This is a genomic window from Sphingobacterium spiritivorum (assembly GCF_016724845.1).
GTDB classification, from domain to species: domain Bacteria; phylum Bacteroidota; class Bacteroidia; order Sphingobacteriales; family Sphingobacteriaceae; genus Sphingobacterium; species Sphingobacterium spiritivorum_A.
The window spans coordinates 3,089,708-3,107,830 of sequence record NZ_CP068082.1 but is presented as its reverse complement, the minus strand read 5'-3'; the positions used below and the strand labels follow the sequence as shown (position 1 = coordinate 3,107,830).

The following is an 18,123-nucleotide window of genomic DNA, read 5'->3' as shown; positions in this document are numbered from 1 at the left end:
TCTGATGGATATACCGTCAGAGTCTAAACCTTTAAGGTGCTTAATATGTGAGATTACTTGATCTCAACAACAGCTCCAGCTTCTTCTAATTGTTTTTTCAAAGCTTCAGCTTCGTCTTTAGATACACCAGTTTTTAATTCTTTAGGTGCTCCGTCAACTAAATCTTTAGCTTCTTTTAAGCCTAGACCAGCTAAATCTTTAACCAATTTAACTACTGCTAATTTCTGACCACCAGCTTCTTTCAAGATAACGTCAAATGAAGTTTTCTCTTCAGCAGCAGCAGCGCCACCTTCAGCAGGAGCAGCAGCAACTGCAACAGCAGCAGCAGCAGGCTCGATACCATACTCATCTTTTAAGATATCAGCTAATTCTTTAACTTCTTTTACTGTTAAGTTCACTAACTGTTCAGCAAGTTGTTTTAAATCTGCCATTTTATTTTGATTTTTGAATTTACTTTTAAAAATTTTTGTTAATTAAATAATAACGAATGTTTCTGTTAGAGAGGATTCGTTAGCCTCTTTCTTCTAAAGCTTTTACTAAGCCCGAAATTGTATTTCCGCCTGACTGAAGAGCTGAAATAACATTCTTCGCAGGAGATTCAAGCAATGCGATAACATCAGCGATAAGTTCATTTTTAGACTTAAGATTCACTAATGCGTTCAATTGACCGTCTCCAACAAATGCTGCTGAATCGATATAAGCTGCTTTCAAAAGAGGTTTGTCACCTTCTTTGCGTAACTGCTTGATTAATTTAGCAGGAGCGTTACCAACTTCCGAGAACATTAATGTAGATGCACCTTTCAGTGTACCAAAGATCTCTTCCGAATCAACACCTGCTTCGATTAATGCTTTTTTAATTAAAGAGTTTTTTACTACTTTAATTTCAATACCGCTTTCAAAACATTTGCGACGAATGCCATTCACCTTCTCAACGCTTAAATCAGCAGTGTCAGCAATATAAAAATTACCGTATGATTTAATCTGCTCGGCCAAAGCTTGAACAATTTCTTGTTTTTCTTCTTTTCTCATGATTAAATTCCCGCTACTGATTTAGTCTCAACATGAATACCAGGACTCATTGTTGATGAAATGTGAATGCTCTTAAAGTATGTTCCTTTAGCTGCAGATGGTTTCAAACGAGAGATAGTTTGTAATACCTCTAATGCGTTATCATAAATCTTATCTGCATCGAACGACGCTTTACCAATCGAAGTGTGGATGATACCTGTTTTGTCAACTTTGAAATCGATTTTACCACCTTTAACATCTGTTACAGCTTTACCTACTTCTGTAGTTACTGTACCAGTTTTAGGGTTAGGCATTAAGTTTCTTGGACCTAAAATACGACCCAATTTACCTACTTTAGCCATAACACTAGGCATGGTAATAATGATATCAACGTCAGTCCAACCGCCTTCGATTTTACTGATATAGTCATCTAAACCTACGAAATCTGCGCCTGCTGCTTTAGCTTCTTCTTCCTTATCAGGAGTACATAAAACTAAAACGCGAACAGTCTTACCAGTTCCGTGAGGTAAAGTTGCAATACCACGAACCATTTGATTTGCCTTACGAGGATCTACGCCTAAACGAACGTCGATATCCACAGAAGCGTCAAACTTGGTTAATGATATCTCTTTTACCAAAGCCGAAGCTTCTTTCAAAGAGTATGCTTTACCAGCTTCAATTTTGGATAGTGCCGCTTTTTGATTTTTTGTTAATCTAGCCACTTTTCTTAAACTGATTTCGTTAATTAATTGTTCCAAGGAGCATTACCGGACACGGTAATACCCATACTACGTGCTGTCCCAGCTACCATACGCATAGCTGCTTCTACAGTAAATGCGTTTAAATCTACCAATTTATCCTCAGCGATTGTTTTCACCTGATCCCAAGTAACAGAAGCTACTTTCTTACGGTTAGGCTCTCCAGATCCGCTTTTCAACCCTGTAGCTTCCTTTAACTGGATTGCTACCGGAGGAGTTTTGATGATAAAATCAAAAGATTTGTCGCTGTAAACTGTAATGACAACAGGTAATACTTTGCCTGGTTTGTCTTGCGTACGAGCGTTAAATTGCTTACAGAAATCCATAATATTAACACCTTTAGCACCTAATGCAGGTCCTACCGGTGGCGATGGATTTGCAGCTCCGCCCTTAACTTGTAATTTTACTAACGCACTGACTTCTTTTGCCATTTTGTTCTGAATTTAATTATTAAATGTTTGTTAGTAAGTTGGAAGCATATAACGTAACATTTATTTATTCAATGATACCGGACCGAAATCAGGCACCAAATGAGGTGCAAAGATATACTATTTTTTGTGAAATACAAAAAAATAAATAAACAAAAGAAAAGAGGAAACTTTCATTCTCCTCTTTTCTTTTGTTTATTCTTTTTCTACTTGCATGTAGTTAAGTTCTAATGGGGTTTTTCTTCCGAAGACTTTCACCATCACGATCAGCTTTTTCTTGTCTTCGTGAACTTCTTCGATTTCTCCGGTAAATCCGTTAAACGGACCATCGTTTACTTTTACCGTTTCACCAACGTAATAAGGTACGTTGATTGTCTCGCCTTGCTCGGCCATCTCATCTACTTTACCTAAGATGCGGTTCACCTCGCTTGGACGCAACGGAATAGCATTTCCGGCCTTATCACCTAAGAAACCGATCACGCTGTTAATATTTTTGATTACGTGCTCTGTTTCCGCATCCAGAGATGCTTCGATCAACACATATCCAGGGTAGTAGTTACGTTCTTTTGCCACTTTCTTACCATCACGCATCTGGTAATACTTTTCCATTGGAATAAGTACCTGAGCTACCAGGTGTTGGATTCCTAAGCGACTAATCTCAGCATCAATATATTGCTTTACTTTCTTTTCCTTTCCACTTACAGCACGAACCACGTACCATTTTAAACTTTGATCTGCCATAAATTAAATACTGAAAAAATTATGAAGTAATACCGTACAACAACTCTAACACGTTGCTCGACGCTTTATCCATCACAAAAACTAGAAGAGCGATGATAAGAGAAGCAATAAGTACAATCACAGCTGAACTTTGCAACTGAGCCCAGGTAGGCCAAGTTACCTTCTGTGTGATCTCTTCATAAGAGTCTTTAAAAAAATCTAGTACTTTCGCCATTTTATAGTTTATCTATAGTTTGCACGGGCACAAGGATTCGAACCCTGATCAAAGGTTTTGGAGACCTCTATTCTACCATTGAACTATGCCCGTGGGTTTTGTTTTTTGACGTTGCAAATATAGCGTTTTCACGCCTCTGCAACAAATATATTTCACTTTTTTTTACTATTTCTTAATGCACTTTTGCATCAGAAAAAATAAGCTAATCAGCCTCAGCTGATTAGCTTATCTATATTTCTAATCTATTTCAGATTAAATGATTTCAGTTACCTGACCAGCACCTACTGTTCTACCACCTTCACGGATTGCAAAACGTAGACCTTTTTCCATTGCGATAGGACTGATCAACTTAACAGTGATTGTTACGTTGTCACCTGGCATTACCATTTCAGTACCTTCAGCTAAAGTGATTTCACCTGTAACGTCTGTTGTACGGAAATAGAATTGAGGACGGTATTTGTTAAAGAATGGAGTGTGACGTCCACCTTCTGCTTTTGATAATACGTAAACCTCAGCTTTGAAGTTATCGTGAGGAGTTACTGAACCTGGTTTACAGATAACCATACCACGACGGATATCAGTTTTCTCAATACCACGTAACAATAAACCTACGTTATCACCAGCCTCACCGTAATCCAAAATTTTACGGAACATCTCAACACCTGTTACTGTAGATTTCAAGTTCTCAGCACCCATACCTAAGATCTCAACTGGATCTCCTGAGTTGATCACACCTCTTTCGATACGACCTGTAGCTACTGTACCACGACCTGTGATCGAGAATACGTCCTCTACCGGCATCAAGAAAGGAAGTTCAGTCAAACGTGGAGGGATTGGGATGTAGTTATCAACAGCATCCATCAATTCCATGATTGAATCAACCCATTGTTGCTCACCGTTCAATGCACCTAAAGCAGAACCTTTGATTACTGGAATATCATCTCCTGGGTATTCGTAGAATGATAATAATTCACGAACTTCCATTTCAACTAAGTCTAATAATTCGCTGTCATCTACTAAGTCAACTTTGTTCAAGAAAACTACTAGTGCAGGAACACCTACCTGACGAGCCAATAGGATGTGCTCACGAGTTTGAGGCATAGGACCATCTGTAGCCGCAACTACGATGATAGCTCCATCCATCTGAGCAGCACCTGTTACCATGTTTTTTACATAATCGGCGTGACCTGGACAGTCAACGTGCGCATAGTGACGATTAGCTGTTTGGTATTCTACGTGTGCTGTATTAATTGTGATACCACGTTCTTTTTCTTCAGGAGCAGAGTCAATTGAATCAAATGAACGAGCTTCTGATAAACCTGCATCCGCTAATACTTTAGTGATAGCTGCAGTTGTAGTAGTTTTACCGTGGTCAACGTGACCGATTGTACCAATGTTTAAGTGTGGTTTACTGCGGTCAAATTTCTCTTTTGCCATGTTTATGCGAATTAGTAAATTAAAATTTTATTTTTTTTCTTCTAAAAAAGTTGTTATTACGAGCCAAAGATGGGATTTGAACCCACGACCTCTTCCTTACCAAGGAAGTGCTCTACCCCTGAGCTACTTCGGCTTTCAAAAGCCATTTATAGATAAACGCCTCCACCTGCAAGATATTATTATATCAAATGAGACAGAGACTTAAATCGTATAATAAAAAGAGAGCGGAAGACGAGGTTCGAACTCGCGACCTATAGCTTGGAAGGCTATCGCTCTACCAACTGAGCTACTTCCGCTTTTGCTTACAAATACCAAGCTTGAAAAACAAGCTCGGATTTGTAAACTGATTTGGTGTGGAGGGAGAAGGATTCGAACCTTCGAAGCCGAAGCAACGGATTTACAGTCCGTCCCATTTGACCGCTCTGGAACCCCTCCAGATACCTGCAATTTAAGATTGCAATTCTTGAGCCTCCTATCGGAATCGAACCAATGACCTACTGATTACAAGTCAGTTGCTCTACCAGCTGAGCTAAGGAGGCTTCTATATTTTAATATTTTTAAACTCTCTAAGAACGATGCTGTTTCGATCAGCGAGTGCAAAAATCAGATTAATTTTTGACTTCTGCAAGTTTTATTTAAAAATTATTATCAAACGACTTAAAGAACATTTCAAACGCTTTCGGGACGCTTACAGACCCTGTTTGTTTGAGTTGCAAAGATAGATACTCCGATGACATTACAAAAATATTTTTGCAAAAAAACTTACACATAATTACCATGTAGCTGATATGCAAGGAAATAATTTTCAGCCCGAGATTTCAATTTATTAAATCCGGCCAATATCCTATATTTGAAAATGCAAAAATTGATCTCCAAATCCATGCTTAGCGGTATTAGCATGGCTGTTTTTCTTTTAATTTTTCTTCCAAATTCATACGCTCAGGAGCAGAATCTTGTTCAAAAATTTAAAAATAAATTCCTTTCCAGTGAAAAAGATTCGACCAGATCGGCAAGTTTTATGGTTTTACCGGCAGCCGGATATGCACAAGAGTCAGGTTTCGAATACGGAATTGCCGGCACTTATAATTTTTATGTAGACAAATCTGACCCCACAAACCGCACATCAAGTCTGATTTTGATGGGAACAATGACCACTAAAAGTCAAAAAAATATAAAACTCAACAGTGATATCTGGACAAAAAATAACGACTACCATATTCTTTCTGAGTTCAGATACCGTGACTGGCCTTTCAATTTTTACGGATTGGGCAACGACACCTGGGAATCTGATGAAGATAAGATAGGCCAGAAATTGTTTCGCGCACGCATCGATGTCGAGAAAAAGATCACTTCTTCCTATTATGCAGGGATCAATATCAATTATGAACACTTTAAATACGAAGATCAGGAAACGGGAGGAATATACGATCAGCAGGATCTGATTGGTAAAACCGGCGGACAATTTCTGGCATTTGGAATTTCTCAACTCTTTGACACCCGGGATGTAACCACTTTTACGACTAAAGGATATTATGCCAGACTCCGGTATGCGTATGCTCCTGACTTCTGGGGTAAGGAAAATTTCAGAGGCAATCTGTTTGATATCGACCTCAGAGGTTTCTACCCTGTTTCAAAAACGCTGTCTGTAGCCATGCAGGGAATCTACAGATCTACTTTCGGAGAACGCATTCCTTTTTATCAATACCGGGATCTGGGCGGAGATAATATAATGCGCGGGTATTATCTGGGCAGATATAAAGACCGTAATTATGTTGCAGGTCAGGCTGAATTGCGTTACCGCTTTCACCCGCGTTTTGGAATAACGGGCTTTGGAGGGACAGGCAGTACATTTTCTAAAGAACATGACATCCGTCTTGTACCAAGCTATGGAGCAGGGATCCGCTATTTCTTTAGTCTTGAACATAGCAGTACGGTTCGTTTTGATTATTCTTTCGGAGAAAAAAGACCGGGAGAAAAAAGACAATCCGGATTTTACCTATCCATAAGTGAGGCTTTCTAATCAGAAACGGGGAAACCTCAGCTTAAAATTCTGTTTGCGCTGACCTTGTCTGAAGATGATCAGGCCAAAATAAAACAGATCTATTGTTAAGGTTACCCTTTCCTCCTGTTGAACTTGCTGCCAGGCGCTCTGCCGCTCTCTGTTGAAATAAGGTTCATCCCATATATATATAGTATGCCTTCCGGTGCGAAGAAACAGCCCCTGCTCCGGAAGCTCATTCTTACTGATCAGAATGGCTTGTTTGAAACAATCCTCCAGAGTCTCCACAACATTCTTCTCAGCCTCATTACCTCTGTTGTCTGACAGGGAATGAACGGTCTGTATTCCGAGATGATAAAGTATACGGGCTAACACAGCTTTTTTCTTTGCATTCCAACCGCTCGGATTGATTTCAACTCCTTTTGCTGATCGTTGATAAATAGCTTCATCAGCGAGTTTGTATACAAAAGGCGAATGTGTACCGTGACGGGTATTTGAAGTAAGGGCGTGTATAAATCCGGAGCGTCTGTATCTTAAGGAAACCATGCCACAAACATAATAAAAAGTTGATTTGTGCAGCATCATATCTGTAACAGTTACCTTCCCTCCTGCCGATAATTATTCCTGATAAACCAGGTCAAAAGGTTGTAATTTCTTTAATATGTTGACTTTTCCCTCTTTTAAATAAAAGAAATTTTAATTAAGTTTGAATATGAGCGATAATGAATTAAAGGCTTTAATCTCATTGTTAGATGATCCGGACACTACTATTTTTGAAGAGATCGAACAAAAACTGATTACGTGTGGTCCTGAGGTCATCCCCTCCCTTGAATCTTCCTGGGAAAGTTCTTTCGATGTATTGATGCAGACCCGGATTGAGAATATTATTCACAAAATCCAGTTTGATCAGATCAAAAACGAGCTGCAGGTATGGAAGATGAGTAATTCATTTGATTTGCTTAACGGTTTACTCATTATCAACAGATATCAGTATCCGGCAATGAATGTGGACCAGATTATGTTTCAGCTAGCCGAATTAAGAAGAGAAGTCTGGTATGAACTGATATATGATATGAGTCCTTATGAAAAGGTCAAACTCATCAATCATGTATTGTTTCAGGATTTCGGCTTGTCAGGTAATACAGCTAACTATCATGATCCGCAAAACTCATATTTGAATAAGGTGCTGGAAAGCAAGAAGGGCAATCCGATTACATTGGCCTGTATCTATTGCGTCATTGCGCAACGTCTGGATATCCCAATTTACGGAGTCAATCTGCCCAAACACTTTGTATTGGCTTATATGAATGAGGATAGCATGGATTCAAAGCCATTATTCTACATCAACGTATTTAATAAGGGGCAGGTGATGAAAATGGAAGATATCCTTTCCTTTTTAAAACAGCTCAATCTGGCTCCGTCTCCGGAATATGTATTGCCTTGCGATAACGTAGCTATTATAAAAAGAGTGCTAAGAAATCTGATCTCCTCCTATACCCAGATAGATAATATGGAGAAAAAAGAGGAAATCGAAATATTACTGGATCTGATGGAAAAAGATTAATCTCTTCCATCAAAGAATATCCCTTCCGGAATCATTTGCACAGCTATATTTGTTTCGGGAGTCCTATCCACTATCAGTCTGGCATCCGGCGCAACGTTACCATTATCTGTAATTTTGAATCTGGATATATATCTTGAAGATTTATCCACTACAAACATGAATGTGCCATTCGCCCGTTTATCAATAGAAACATCCACCGGCTCTAAAAGCCCTGTACTTGCCCCCTGAATAGTCCGGGTTGGTGTAATTTCGCCTGCCGGAAGTTTAGAGAAGTTTTCAATGATATATATTTTTCCTACTGCAGAAGGTCCTTCTCCCGTATAATCAGTCAACACCAGTATATCCTTCAAAAGGTGGTAAGAAATTCCTCTTACTTTTGAAGCTCCGGCAATTGTATGCATTTGTGTATTGGAATAATCAGCCAGCAACGTATCTAAGTTATTGACAACATTAGGCAATACCATGACCCCGCCGTTAGGCCCCGATATAGAAGCATACAAGGTTTTTCCGTTTATGGCCAATCCCCATGGTGCTCTCTCTTCACCCAGACCGGCTAAGGTAATTTTCTGTCCATACCTGACGTATCCGTTTGCAATAGCACTATTGAATTTATAGATTCCTACAGGTTGTACATCTCTATTATTACCTGTCCGGCTTGTTTTGGTAACATACAGGAATCTGGGTTCATTATTATTCTCCGGAATATTAATAGCCATACCTCTGACGCTCCCCATTACACTGTTTTGAATACTATTGGTACTGGCCGGAATTCCGTTGAGATTATAGCTCATATGTCTTAAAACCGTATCACTTAATCCATTCTCATTTTTAGGGGCCTGATAAATACGCTGTACAAAAGGATCAAAATAAAGAGTAGCACCACCTTTAACTCCTGAGGTAATGGATATATTGCGTAATTTGAAGATAGTGGACATATCTCCTCCGTTTGCCAGTACAGAATCTGCATTATCAATGATACCTATACTAGGGAAAGGAGTAGCTCCGTCACGGTAATTTGAAAAGGATATGTATAAACGTCCGATTTTTCCTTTCGTAACAGGTGGTTCATCATCTGAACGTTTACAGGATACTATCCCGGCGATCACACTTCCGACCATTAAAGATAAAATCAGGGCTTTAGAGAATTTCTTCATTTTACAATGCTAACTTAAATGCTGTTACAAATGTATAAAATAGTTATCTGAAAAGAGGACGTATTATGCAGCCTTCCTGCTACATTAACAGTCAATTGTTGCAAATATTGTGCAATTTCGTTAAAATTGCAACGCATTTAATCAGGACTGGTATGGACGGCAAAGAATTTAAGCGTGAAAAATTAAAACTCCCGAACGAAGGCAAAAAACTATTGCTTCATTCGTGCTGTGCCCCGTGCTCCGGGGAAGTAATGGAAGCATTGATTGCTTCGGATATTGATTTTACTATCTATTTTTACAATCCTAACATCCATCCACGCAAGGAATACGACTTGCGTAAAGATGAAAATATACGTTTTGCAGAAAAGCACAATATTCCTTTTATTGACGCAGACTATGACGTTGATCATTGGTTTGAACTTGCAAAAGGCATGGAGCAGGAGCCTGAACGAGGCATAAGATGTACGATGTGTTTTGATATGCGATTTGAAAAAACAGCAGAGTATGCTGCAAAAAACGGTTTTGATGTTATCTCCAGTTCATTAGGTATTTCCAGATGGAAAAACATGGAGCAGATCAATGACTGCGGACTTCGGGCGGCATCCCGTCATGAAGGGATGGAATACTGGACCTTCAACTGGAGAAAGAAAGGCGGATCGGCAAGAATGCTGGAGGTCTCCAAAAAAGAAAAATTCTATATGCAGGAATATTGCGGTTGTGCATATTCTCTTCGCGACACGAATCACTGGAGATTAAAAAACGGGCGTGACCGTATAGAATTAGGAAAAAATTACTACGAATAATAACTCCCCTGCATGCGTAATTCAGGAAGGTTTTTCAAGCCTTTTGAGGCTCTCAAATAAATTGAAAAAAATTTCCTTTCTATAAGATTTATAATTACCTTTGCAGGCTCAAATGCAGAATTGTGAAATATCTAAAACAATATAGGATACCCTTTTCCGGGCTGAATGCAGGGAAACACAGTTTTGATTTTGACATTGAAAAGAAGTTCTTTGATTGTTTTGAGCATTCCATTGTCAAAGATGGAAACTTAAAAGCCCAGGTTGACTTGCAGAAGCAAGAGAACATGTTGATTGTCCACTTTACTATTACCGGAACGATCAAACTGACTTGCGATGTATGTTTGTCCGAATTTGACTGTCCAATCGATGTAAAAGAACGGATCCTTGTCAAATTCACAGATGAAAACTGGGAAGAAGATACCGAAGAAGTAATTGTTTTATCTAAAAATGATTATGAATTTGACATTGCACATTTACTCTACGAGTATATCAATGTAGCGGTACCTTACTACACCAAGTGCAGCGAACAAGGTTTAAATCAATCATGCGACCCGGAGATGTTGGCGAAAGTCAATCAAATCGAGGAACAAGAGGAGAACAGTGCAGAAGAACACATTGACCCTAGATGGTCGGCATTAAGAAATATAAAAAATAACTAAAACGGAAATACGAGATGGCACATCCAAAGCGTAAAACTTCTAAATCAAGAAGAGACAAAAGAAGAACACATTATAAAGCAGAAAAACCTAGCTTAACAGTTTGTCAAGAAACTGGCGCGGTTCATTTACCTCACCGTGCTTACACAGTAGATGGAAATTTATACTACAACGGTAAATTAATCATCGAAAATACAGCTGTTGTCTAACAATCTTTCAAGACATTAAACATCCCAAAATAAGTGTAAAATTTATCTTTTATGCTTTACTTTGGGATGTTTTTGCGTATTATTGAATCGAAAAATAATAACGAATGAAGATTGGTTTAGATATTTTAGGAGGGGATTTTGCTCCGGAATCCACAATTTTAGGAGCTATTGAAGCTCAGAAAGTGTTACCAGCAGAACAACGTATTGTTCTTATCGGTGACGAACATGCTGCTAAGCAGCGTATCCAGGAATTAGGAGCGAGTATTGAGGATTTTGATTTTGTCCATGCTCCTGATAATATTGGAATGGGTGAACACCCGACCAAAGCAATTGCCAAAAAACCGGATTCCAGTATAGTAAGAGGTTTTGACCTTTTGAAAAACGGAGAGATTGACTCTTTTGCTTCAGCAGGTAATACCGGAGCTATGTTGGTCGGTGCTCTTTTCAGCGTGAAGGCAGTACCGGGAATTCTACGTCCGGCCATCGCCACTAACGTTCCCAAACTCAAAGGTGGTAGCGGACTGTTGTTAGACGTAGGAGCTAATGCAGATTGCAAACCCGAAATGCTAAATCAATTTGCTATCCTTGGAAGTCTTTACATTGAACATGTATTAGGCATACAATCTCCTAAAGTCGGATTAGTCAATATTGGCGAAGAAGAAGAAAAAGGAAATATCCTTACAACCACAACCTACCCACTGCTCAAAAACAATCCCCAATTAAATTTTATCGGTAACATTGAAGGAAGAGATCTTTTCACAGATCTGGCTGATGTAATGGTATGCGATGGATTTACGGGTAATGTTATTTTGAAAATGGCGGAGTCCTTTTATGTGGTGACCAAGAAAAAGAAAATAAATGATGAATTCTTTGATAGATTCAATTACGAACAGTACGGAGGTACACCTATTCTGGGAGTGAATGCTCCTGTTATTATAGGACATGGTATTTCTCCTCCGGAAGCTATCAAAAACATGGTTTTACAATCAAGAGCTATGATCCAATCGAATTTTATCGATAAGATCAGATCTGTTTTCAATTAACGTATTATGTCAAAAATTCATGCAGCTATTACAGCTGTTAATGGCTATGTTCCTGACTATGTGCTTACAAATAAGGAGCTTGAAACAATGGTTGACACCAATGACGAGTGGATTGTCTCTCGTACTGGTATCAAAGAAAGACGCATCCTGAAAGGGGAAGGTAAGGCTACTTCAGACCTGGCTGTACCTGCAGTATTGGGTCTTTTGAAAAAAAGAGGAATTACTGCGGAAGAGATCGATCTGATTGTTTTTTGTACGAGTACTCCTGACATGTTGTTTCCGGCAACTGCCAATATTCTGGCAGATAAGATCGGAGCAAAAAATGCCTGGGGATTTGATTTGCAGGCAGCTTGTTCGGGATTCTTATTTGGACTGAACACAGCCTCACAATTTATTATATCAGGTACCCACAAAAAAGTATTGGTTGTAGGTGCTGATAAAATGTCTTCAGTAGTCAATTACAAGGATCGCAACACTTGTATCCTCTTTGGTGATGGATGTGGTGCTGTATTGTTAGAACCTAATGAAGAAGGAATGGGTATTCAGGATGCTATCCTCAAAACGGACGGATCAGGCGGACAATACCTGAATATTAAAGGCGGAGGTTCCTTAAACCCTGCAACACATGAGACCGTGGACGCCGAAATGCACTACGCTTATCAGGAAGGCCGTACTGTATTCAAATTTGCAGTAACCAATATGGCTGATGTAGCAGCGGAAATAATGGATAAGAACAATCTGACATCTGCAGACATCAACTGGTTAGTACCTCACCAGGCCAATAAGCGTATCATCGATGCAACGGCTGAGCGTGTAGGTCTGCCCGAAGAAAAAGTAATGGTAAATATCCAGAAATACGGAAATACGACCAGCGCTACTATTCCAATGTGTCTTTGGGAATGGGAGAATCAATTGAAAAAAGGAGACAATCTAATCCTTGCTGCATTCGGCGGAGGATTTACATGGGGTTCTATTTATTTAAAGTGGGCTTATTAATACCCTATTTATTTATTACCTTTACAGGCTAATTTTTTTGAAACATTAAACATTTAAACATCTAAAACCTGCTAATATGAGTATGGATATTAAACAAATACAAGATCTGATCAAATTCGTTGCAAAATCTGGTGTAAATGAAGTTGCAATCGAAGAAAAAGATTTTAAAATCACAATAAAGACTAATCAGGAACCTACAATCGTTACAGCTACTGTACCTACTGCAGCTCCTGTTGCAACGGCTTTACCAGTTGCTCCTGTTGCTACTGCACCTGCTGCTCCTGTTGCAGCCGCTGCTGACAATAATGCAAACTACATCACTGTAAAATCTCCGATGATCGGAACATTCTACCGTGCTGCAGGCCCGGGTAAACCAAATTTTGCTAATGTTGGTGATGAGATCACTCCCGGAAAAGTTCTTTGTATCGTAGAAGCAATGAAACTTTTCAACGAAATTGAATCTGAAGTTTCAGGTAAAATCGTCAAAATCTTAATTGATGACGCTAAACCTGTTGAATACGATCAGCCATTATTCCTGGTAGATCCTAGCTAAGAATATACTTCTCTTATAAAGGAGTATTAGCATATTCAGCGAGAAATCGCCTAACAGAAACATCAATTAAGACTCATGTTTAAAAAAATATTAATTGCCAACAGAGGTGAAATCGCCTTACGCATCATTCGCACGTGTCGTGAAATGGGCATTAAGAGTGTTGCGGTTTATTCTACAGCAGACAGAGATAGTCTTCATGTCCGTTTTGCGGACGAAGCAGTCTGTATCGGACCTCCGCCAAGTAAAGATTCTTATTTAAATATCCCTAACATCATTTCTGCAGCAGAACTGACTAATGCAGATGCGATCCATCCGGGGTACGGATTTTTATCCGAAAACGCTCGTTTTTCTGCTATCTGTGCGGAGTATGGCATCAAATTTATCGGTGCTACTGCAGAACAGATCGAAAAAATGGGAGATAAATCTTCCGCTAAAGCAACTATGAAAGAGGCCGATGTCCCTACAGTACCGGGTTCTGAAGGCCTGTTAAGCACCTTCAAAGAAGGTATACAACTTGCCAATGAAATCGGATATCCGGTGATCATCAAAGCTACAGCAGGTGGCGGTGGTCGCGGAATGCGCATCATCTGGAAGGATGAAGATTTTGAAGCAGCATGGGATTCTGCACGTCAGGAATCTGCAGCAGCTTTCGGAAACGATGGTATATATCTTGAAAAATATGTTGAAGAACCGCGTCACATCGAAATTCAGGTTGTAGGTGACCAATATGGAACGGTATGTCACTTATCCGAACGTGATTGTTCGATTCAGCGTCGTCACCAAAAATTATTGGAAGAAGCTCCTTCTCCGTTTATTACACCTGAACTTCGCCAGAGAATGGGTGAAGCCGCTATTAAAGGTGCAAAAGCTGTTAATTACGAAGGTGCCGGAACAATTGAATTTCTGGTTGATAAACACCGTAATTTCTACTTTATGGAGATGAATACCCGTATTCAGGTAGAACATCCCGTAACAGAAGAAGTTATCAACTTTGACCTGATCAAAGAGCAGATCAAAGTTGCGGCAGGTATTCCTATCTCCGGTAAGAATTACGAACCGACTATGCATGCCATAGAATGTCGTATAAATGCTGAAGATCCGTTCCAAAACTTCCGCCCTTCACCAGGAAAGATTACTAACTTCCACTCTCCGGGTGGACATGGTGTCCGTGTAGATACACACGTATATTCCGGATATACTATTCCTCCGAATTATGACTCTATGATCGCTAAACTGATCACTGTAGCGCAGACCCGTGAAGAAGCTATATCGACAATGGAAAGAGCGTTAAGCGAATTCGTTATCGAAGGTATACATACAACTATCCCTCTGCATTTGAGAATCTTAAAGGATCCGAATTTCAGAGCAGGAAACTTCACTACTAAATTCATGGAGACTTTCGATCTGTCAAAGTATCCTGAAGAAGAGGAGAATACATAAAATTTCTTTTACAGAAGCAAAAAATACCATTCTTACCAATAAGAATGGTATTTTTGTTTTTCGCGATCATGTATTATGAGTAAAATGACTAAATCAAGCCTGGTTCAAGCTATTAAAGATAAAGGAAAGAATATTGAAGGAGAAATGTCCTTTTTTGACCATTTAGAGGTCTTAAGATGGCATATCATCCGCTCTGTATTAGCCGTAGCAGTATTTGCGACATTAGCTTTCACCTTCTATGACTATGTGTTCAATGAAATTATTATGGGCCCTAAAAAGCTTGATTTCTGGACATACAGAATGATGTGTAAAGTTGGTGAATTACTACATATTGATGGTTTTTGTGTGGAGAGGATCCCATTCAATATTATCAATACCGAGATGGCAGGCCAGTTTATGCTACAGATTAATTCTTGTCTGATTACAGCTGTTGCCTTAGGATTCCCATATCTTCTTTTTGAAGTATGGTTGTTCGTCAAACCGGCGCTGACGGATATAGAAAAGCGCTCAGCAAGAGGATTTGTCTTCTATGCGACTATCCTGTTTGCATTAGGAGTGCTCTTCGGATACTATATCGTTGTTCCGCTTTCGGTAAATTTTCTCTCTAACGTATCGTTAAGTGAAGAGATCACCAATCAGATTACCATTGACTCTTACCTGTCTACTATTGCGACCCTATCTTTAGGTTGTGGAATAGTATTTTTATTACCAATCCTGATTTTCATTTTATCCAAGATCGGATTGATGACACCCGAATTTATGCGGGCGAGCAGAAGATACGCTGTCGTTATCATTCTGGTAATTGCGGCCGTGATTACACCTAGTGCAGATGTCATTACTATGCTTACAGTGAGTGCGCCGATGTTTATTCTTTATGAGATCAGTATCATGGTATCCGCGAATGTAAAGAAGGCAAGAGCTGCGAAAGAAAAAGAATTTTATAGCAATAAATAGAGAATATGAGTTCAGTAAAAACCATCGCTATCGGAGGCGATCACGCAGGATTTGATTACAAAAAAGAACTGATCCCCTTTCTGCAGGAGCTGGGTTATGAAGTAAAAGATTTTGGAACATATTCTACAGATTCTGTAGATTATCCGGATTTTGCACATCCTGTAGCTTCCGCTGTGGAGAGCAAGGAGTTTGACAAAGGTATACTTATCTGTGGTAGTGCCAACGGTGTAGCGATCACAGCCAATAAGCATCAGGATATTCGTGCGGCAATATGCTGGCTCGAAGAAATTGCAGCATTAGCCCGTCAGCACAATGATGCGAATATTGTATGTATTCCTGCACGTTTCATTAGTCCGGATCTGGCAAAAGCAATCGTCAAAACATTTATGACTACAGATTTTGAAGGCGGCCGTCACGCTAACCGCGTCAATAAGATCTCTTGTTAATTATAACATTTCAGGGTAGCTCATCGCTACCCTATTTAGTAAACCTATTTTCTGATGAAAAAACTACTAATACTTCTGAGTGTTCTGCCTTGGTTATACAGCTGTGCTTTTGCACAGGAGCCTGTTCAGAAAAAATACGCTGAAATGCTGAATGAGGAGAGCGCAAAAAAACATCTTACTATTTTATCATCTAAAGAATACGAAGGTCGCGGTACCGGACAGAAAGGTGGCGAAAAAGCAGCTCAATACATTGCAGCTGAATTTAAAAGATTAGGACTGAAAGCTCCGCAATCCGGGTATTTCCAAAAAATAAATCTTAAAAACAGACGTTTTGAAGTCAATCAGTTTACTGTAGGAAGTAAGGATTTCAAAAACGGAAAAGACTTTTTTATTCTGGGGGATAATGAAAAGACGGTTATAAAGACTGAAGACATCGTATTTGTAGGTTATGGTATTGAAGATTCAAAATACAACGATTACGCAAATATAGATGTCAGCAATAAAGTAGTTTTACTGATTACAGACGATGAACCTACAGATAAAAATGGAAATTCCCTGATCACGGGTACTTCTAAGAAATCAGAGTGGAGTACTTCCAGAAATAAAAAGCTGCAACATCTGATGAAAAAGAATCCAAAGTTAATTCTGGCAGCTTCAGTCACAACCGAACTCATGCTGAAAAGAATGGCAGGAAGATTGACAGGAGGCTCTTATGAATTGCAAAAGGATAAGGAAGAAGCTGAAAAGCAGACTTCAGTAACCCCTGCAGTCGCTTTTATTACCCCTGCGATTGCAAATGATATTCTTCAGGTAAAGAACATATCTTTTCAAAAATTTAAAGAAAATAACAGCGTACAATCTACCCTGATTCCCGTAAAGTTTAATGCAGAATATGGGATCACAGAAGAGATGCTTAATGACGCAAATGTATTAGGACTACTGGAAGGTACAGATCTGAAAGAAGAAATAGTGGTCTTATCAGGTCACTATGATCATGACGGGATCGATGAGAACGGAACTATTTTTCCGGGTGCTGATGATAACGGATCCGGCACGACCGGAGTACTGGATCTTGCCCGCGCCTTTGCTCAGGCTAAGGCTGATGGTCATGGCCCACGCCGGAGTATCCTATTTATTGCTTTTGCAGCAGAAGAAAAAGGTCTCCTTGGATCTGAGTACTACTCGGAGAATCCTGTATATCCCCTATCCAATACTGTTGTCTGCCTGAATATGGATATGATAGGCCGTATTGATGATAAACACCTGAATGGAAATCACAATTATATACATGTTATCGGATCAGATAAATTAAGTTCCGAACTACATGCAATCAATAAGAAAGCTAATGATGATTTCACAAAGATGGAACTGGATTATATGTATGATGATCCAAAAGATCCTTTGCGCATCTATTACCGGTCGGATCAATATAATTTTGCCAAACACAAAATCCCGGTTATTTTCTATTTCTCAGGATTACATCCTCACTATCATACCCCAGAAGACACCATTGAAAAGATAGATTTTCCGATGATGGCCAAACGTGAAAAATTAGCCTTTTACACCGCCTGGGAAATTGCCAACCGGGATAAAAGACTTGTCGTAGACAGTAATAAAGAATAAAAAATTCTACTTCTTAACTAAGTTGTAAAAAGCCTTTTCCGGATTACGGAAAAGGCTTTTTTGCAGTGTGAATTGGCTTTAGGGAAACAAATATATC

21 protein-coding genes and 5 tRNA genes are annotated in these 18,123 nt (G+C 39.3%); 12 read left to right on the top strand and 14 right to left on the bottom strand.

The window, feature by feature from the left end; all coding sequences use genetic code 11:
- Nucleotides 1-53: 53 nt before the first annotated feature.
- The 12 genes from rplL to I6J03_RS13025 form a co-directional block, all read right to left on the bottom strand.
- Nucleotides 54-431 (bottom strand): 50S ribosomal protein L7/L12, encoded by a 378-nt coding sequence (rplL, locus tag I6J03_RS13080; protein WP_003011668.1) that lies wholly within the window; start codon nt 429-431, stop codon nt 54-56.
- 79 nt (nt 432-510) lie between these two features.
- Complete coding sequence (gene rplJ, locus I6J03_RS13075; protein ID WP_003011666.1) at nt 511-1,029, bottom strand: 50S ribosomal protein L10; 519 nt, start codon at nt 1,027-1,029, stop codon at nt 511-513.
- Nucleotides 1,030-1,031: 2 nt separating this feature from the next.
- Entirely contained in the window at nt 1,032-1,730 is a 699-nt protein-coding gene (rplA, locus tag I6J03_RS13070) for a 50S ribosomal protein L1 (RefSeq protein WP_037459808.1), read from the bottom strand.
- 23 nt (nt 1,731-1,753) lie between these two features.
- The gene (gene rplK / locus I6J03_RS13065) at nt 1,754-2,197 is read right to left on the bottom strand and encodes a 50S ribosomal protein L11 (protein WP_002992779.1); all 444 of its coding nucleotides are present in this window, start codon (nt 2,195-2,197) and stop codon (nt 1,754-1,756) included.
- Between the two features lie 192 nt (nt 2,198-2,389).
- Entirely contained in the window at nt 2,390-2,935 is a 546-nt protein-coding gene (gene nusG, locus I6J03_RS13060; protein ID WP_002992777.1) for a transcription termination/antitermination protein NusG, read from the bottom strand.
- Between the two features lie 19 nt (nt 2,936-2,954).
- The gene (secE, locus tag I6J03_RS13055) at nt 2,955-3,149 is read right to left on the bottom strand and encodes a preprotein translocase subunit SecE (RefSeq protein ID WP_002992776.1); all 195 of its coding nucleotides are present in this window, start codon (nt 3,147-3,149) and stop codon (nt 2,955-2,957) included.
- 22 nt (nt 3,150-3,171) lie between these two features.
- Nucleotides 3,172-3,242: transfer RNA gene (locus I6J03_RS13050), tRNA-Trp, on the bottom strand.
- Between the two features lie 159 nt (nt 3,243-3,401).
- On the bottom strand, nt 3,402-4,586 hold the full coding sequence (tuf, locus tag I6J03_RS13045) for an elongation factor Tu (RefSeq protein ID WP_002992774.1): 1,185 nt from the start codon (nt 4,584-4,586) through the stop codon (nt 3,402-3,404).
- A gap of 61 nt (nt 4,587-4,647) precedes the next feature.
- Nucleotides 4,648-4,719, bottom strand: a tRNA-Thr gene (locus I6J03_RS13040).
- Between the two features lie 90 nt (nt 4,720-4,809).
- Nucleotides 4,810-4,882: transfer RNA gene (locus tag I6J03_RS13035), tRNA-Gly, on the bottom strand.
- A 58-nt stretch (nt 4,883-4,940) separates the two neighbouring features.
- Nucleotides 4,941-5,021: transfer RNA gene (locus I6J03_RS13030), tRNA-Tyr, on the bottom strand.
- A 31-nt stretch (nt 5,022-5,052) separates the two neighbouring features.
- Nucleotides 5,053-5,125, bottom strand: a tRNA-Thr gene (locus tag I6J03_RS13025).
- A 317-nt stretch (nt 5,126-5,442) separates the two neighbouring features.
- Between I6J03_RS13025 and I6J03_RS13020 the strand changes: the two genes are divergently transcribed.
- Nucleotides 5,443-6,606, top strand: a complete 1,164-nt coding sequence (locus tag I6J03_RS13020) for a BamA/TamA family outer membrane protein (protein ID WP_003011663.1) — start codon at nt 5,443-5,445, stop codon at nt 6,604-6,606.
- Here the strand turns inward: I6J03_RS13020 and I6J03_RS13015 are convergent, their stop codons facing one another.
- Nucleotides 6,607-7,131 (bottom strand): hypothetical protein, encoded by a 525-nt coding sequence (locus tag I6J03_RS13015; protein ID WP_003011661.1) that lies wholly within the window; start codon nt 7,129-7,131, stop codon nt 6,607-6,609.
- 166 nt (nt 7,132-7,297) lie between these two features.
- Here I6J03_RS13015 and I6J03_RS13010 point away from each other — a divergent pair, with 166 nt between their 5' ends.
- Nucleotides 7,298-8,149, top strand: a complete 852-nt coding sequence (locus I6J03_RS13010; protein WP_003011659.1) for a transglutaminase-like domain-containing protein — start codon at nt 7,298-7,300, stop codon at nt 8,147-8,149.
- Here the strand turns inward: I6J03_RS13010 and I6J03_RS13005 are convergent.
- A complete protein-coding gene (locus I6J03_RS13005) occupies nt 8,146-9,303 on the bottom strand; it encodes a hypothetical protein (protein WP_003011656.1) in 1,158 nt (385 codons plus the stop codon). The two genes, I6J03_RS13010 and I6J03_RS13005, sit on opposite strands and share 4 nt — an antisense overlap.
- Nucleotides 9,304-9,455: 152 nt before the next feature.
- On the opposite strand from I6J03_RS13005, the gene I6J03_RS13000 reads away from it, so the two are divergent.
- The 10 genes from I6J03_RS13000 to I6J03_RS12955 all read left to right on the top strand — a co-directional run bounded on the left by I6J03_RS13000 (nt 9,456) and on the right by I6J03_RS12955 (nt 18,026).
- Nucleotides 9,456-10,106: an epoxyqueuosine reductase QueH gene (locus I6J03_RS13000; protein WP_003011655.1), complete on the top strand. Its 651-nt coding sequence runs from the start codon at nt 9,456-9,458 to the stop codon at nt 10,104-10,106.
- 122 nt (nt 10,107-10,228) lie between these two features.
- Complete coding sequence (locus I6J03_RS12995) at nt 10,229-10,765, top strand: YceD family protein (RefSeq protein ID WP_003011653.1); 537 nt, start codon at nt 10,229-10,231, stop codon at nt 10,763-10,765.
- A gap of 14 nt (nt 10,766-10,779) precedes the next feature.
- Nucleotides 10,780-10,971, top strand: a complete 192-nt coding sequence (gene rpmF / locus I6J03_RS12990; RefSeq protein WP_002992760.1) for a 50S ribosomal protein L32 — start codon at nt 10,780-10,782, stop codon at nt 10,969-10,971.
- Between the two features lie 104 nt (nt 10,972-11,075).
- On the top strand, nt 11,076-12,014 hold the full coding sequence (gene plsX / locus I6J03_RS12985) for a phosphate acyltransferase PlsX (RefSeq protein ID WP_003011650.1): 939 nt from the start codon (nt 11,076-11,078) through the stop codon (nt 12,012-12,014).
- A 6-nt stretch (nt 12,015-12,020) separates the two neighbouring features.
- Nucleotides 12,021-13,010, top strand: a complete 990-nt coding sequence (locus I6J03_RS12980; RefSeq protein ID WP_002992758.1) for a beta-ketoacyl-ACP synthase III — start codon at nt 12,021-12,023, stop codon at nt 13,008-13,010.
- A gap of 76 nt (nt 13,011-13,086) precedes the next feature.
- Nucleotides 13,087-13,563, top strand: coding sequence for an acetyl-CoA carboxylase biotin carboxyl carrier protein (gene accB, locus I6J03_RS12975; protein ID WP_003011648.1), 477 nt, complete (start codon nt 13,087-13,089; stop codon nt 13,561-13,563).
- Between the two features lie 75 nt (nt 13,564-13,638).
- Complete coding sequence (gene accC, locus I6J03_RS12970) at nt 13,639-15,003, top strand: acetyl-CoA carboxylase biotin carboxylase subunit (RefSeq protein ID WP_003011646.1); 1,365 nt, start codon at nt 13,639-13,641, stop codon at nt 15,001-15,003.
- A gap of 75 nt (nt 15,004-15,078) precedes the next feature.
- On the top strand, nt 15,079-15,957 hold the full coding sequence (tatC, locus tag I6J03_RS12965) for a twin-arginine translocase subunit TatC (RefSeq protein WP_002992755.1): 879 nt from the start codon (nt 15,079-15,081) through the stop codon (nt 15,955-15,957).
- A gap of 5 nt (nt 15,958-15,962) precedes the next feature.
- A complete protein-coding gene (gene rpiB, locus I6J03_RS12960; RefSeq protein WP_003011644.1) occupies nt 15,963-16,403 on the top strand; it encodes a ribose 5-phosphate isomerase B in 441 nt (146 codons plus the stop codon).
- A gap of 54 nt (nt 16,404-16,457) precedes the next feature.
- Nucleotides 16,458-18,026, top strand: a complete 1,569-nt coding sequence (locus tag I6J03_RS12955; protein ID WP_003011642.1) for a M28 family peptidase — start codon at nt 16,458-16,460, stop codon at nt 18,024-18,026.
- Nucleotides 18,027-18,123 lie beyond the last annotated feature (97 nt).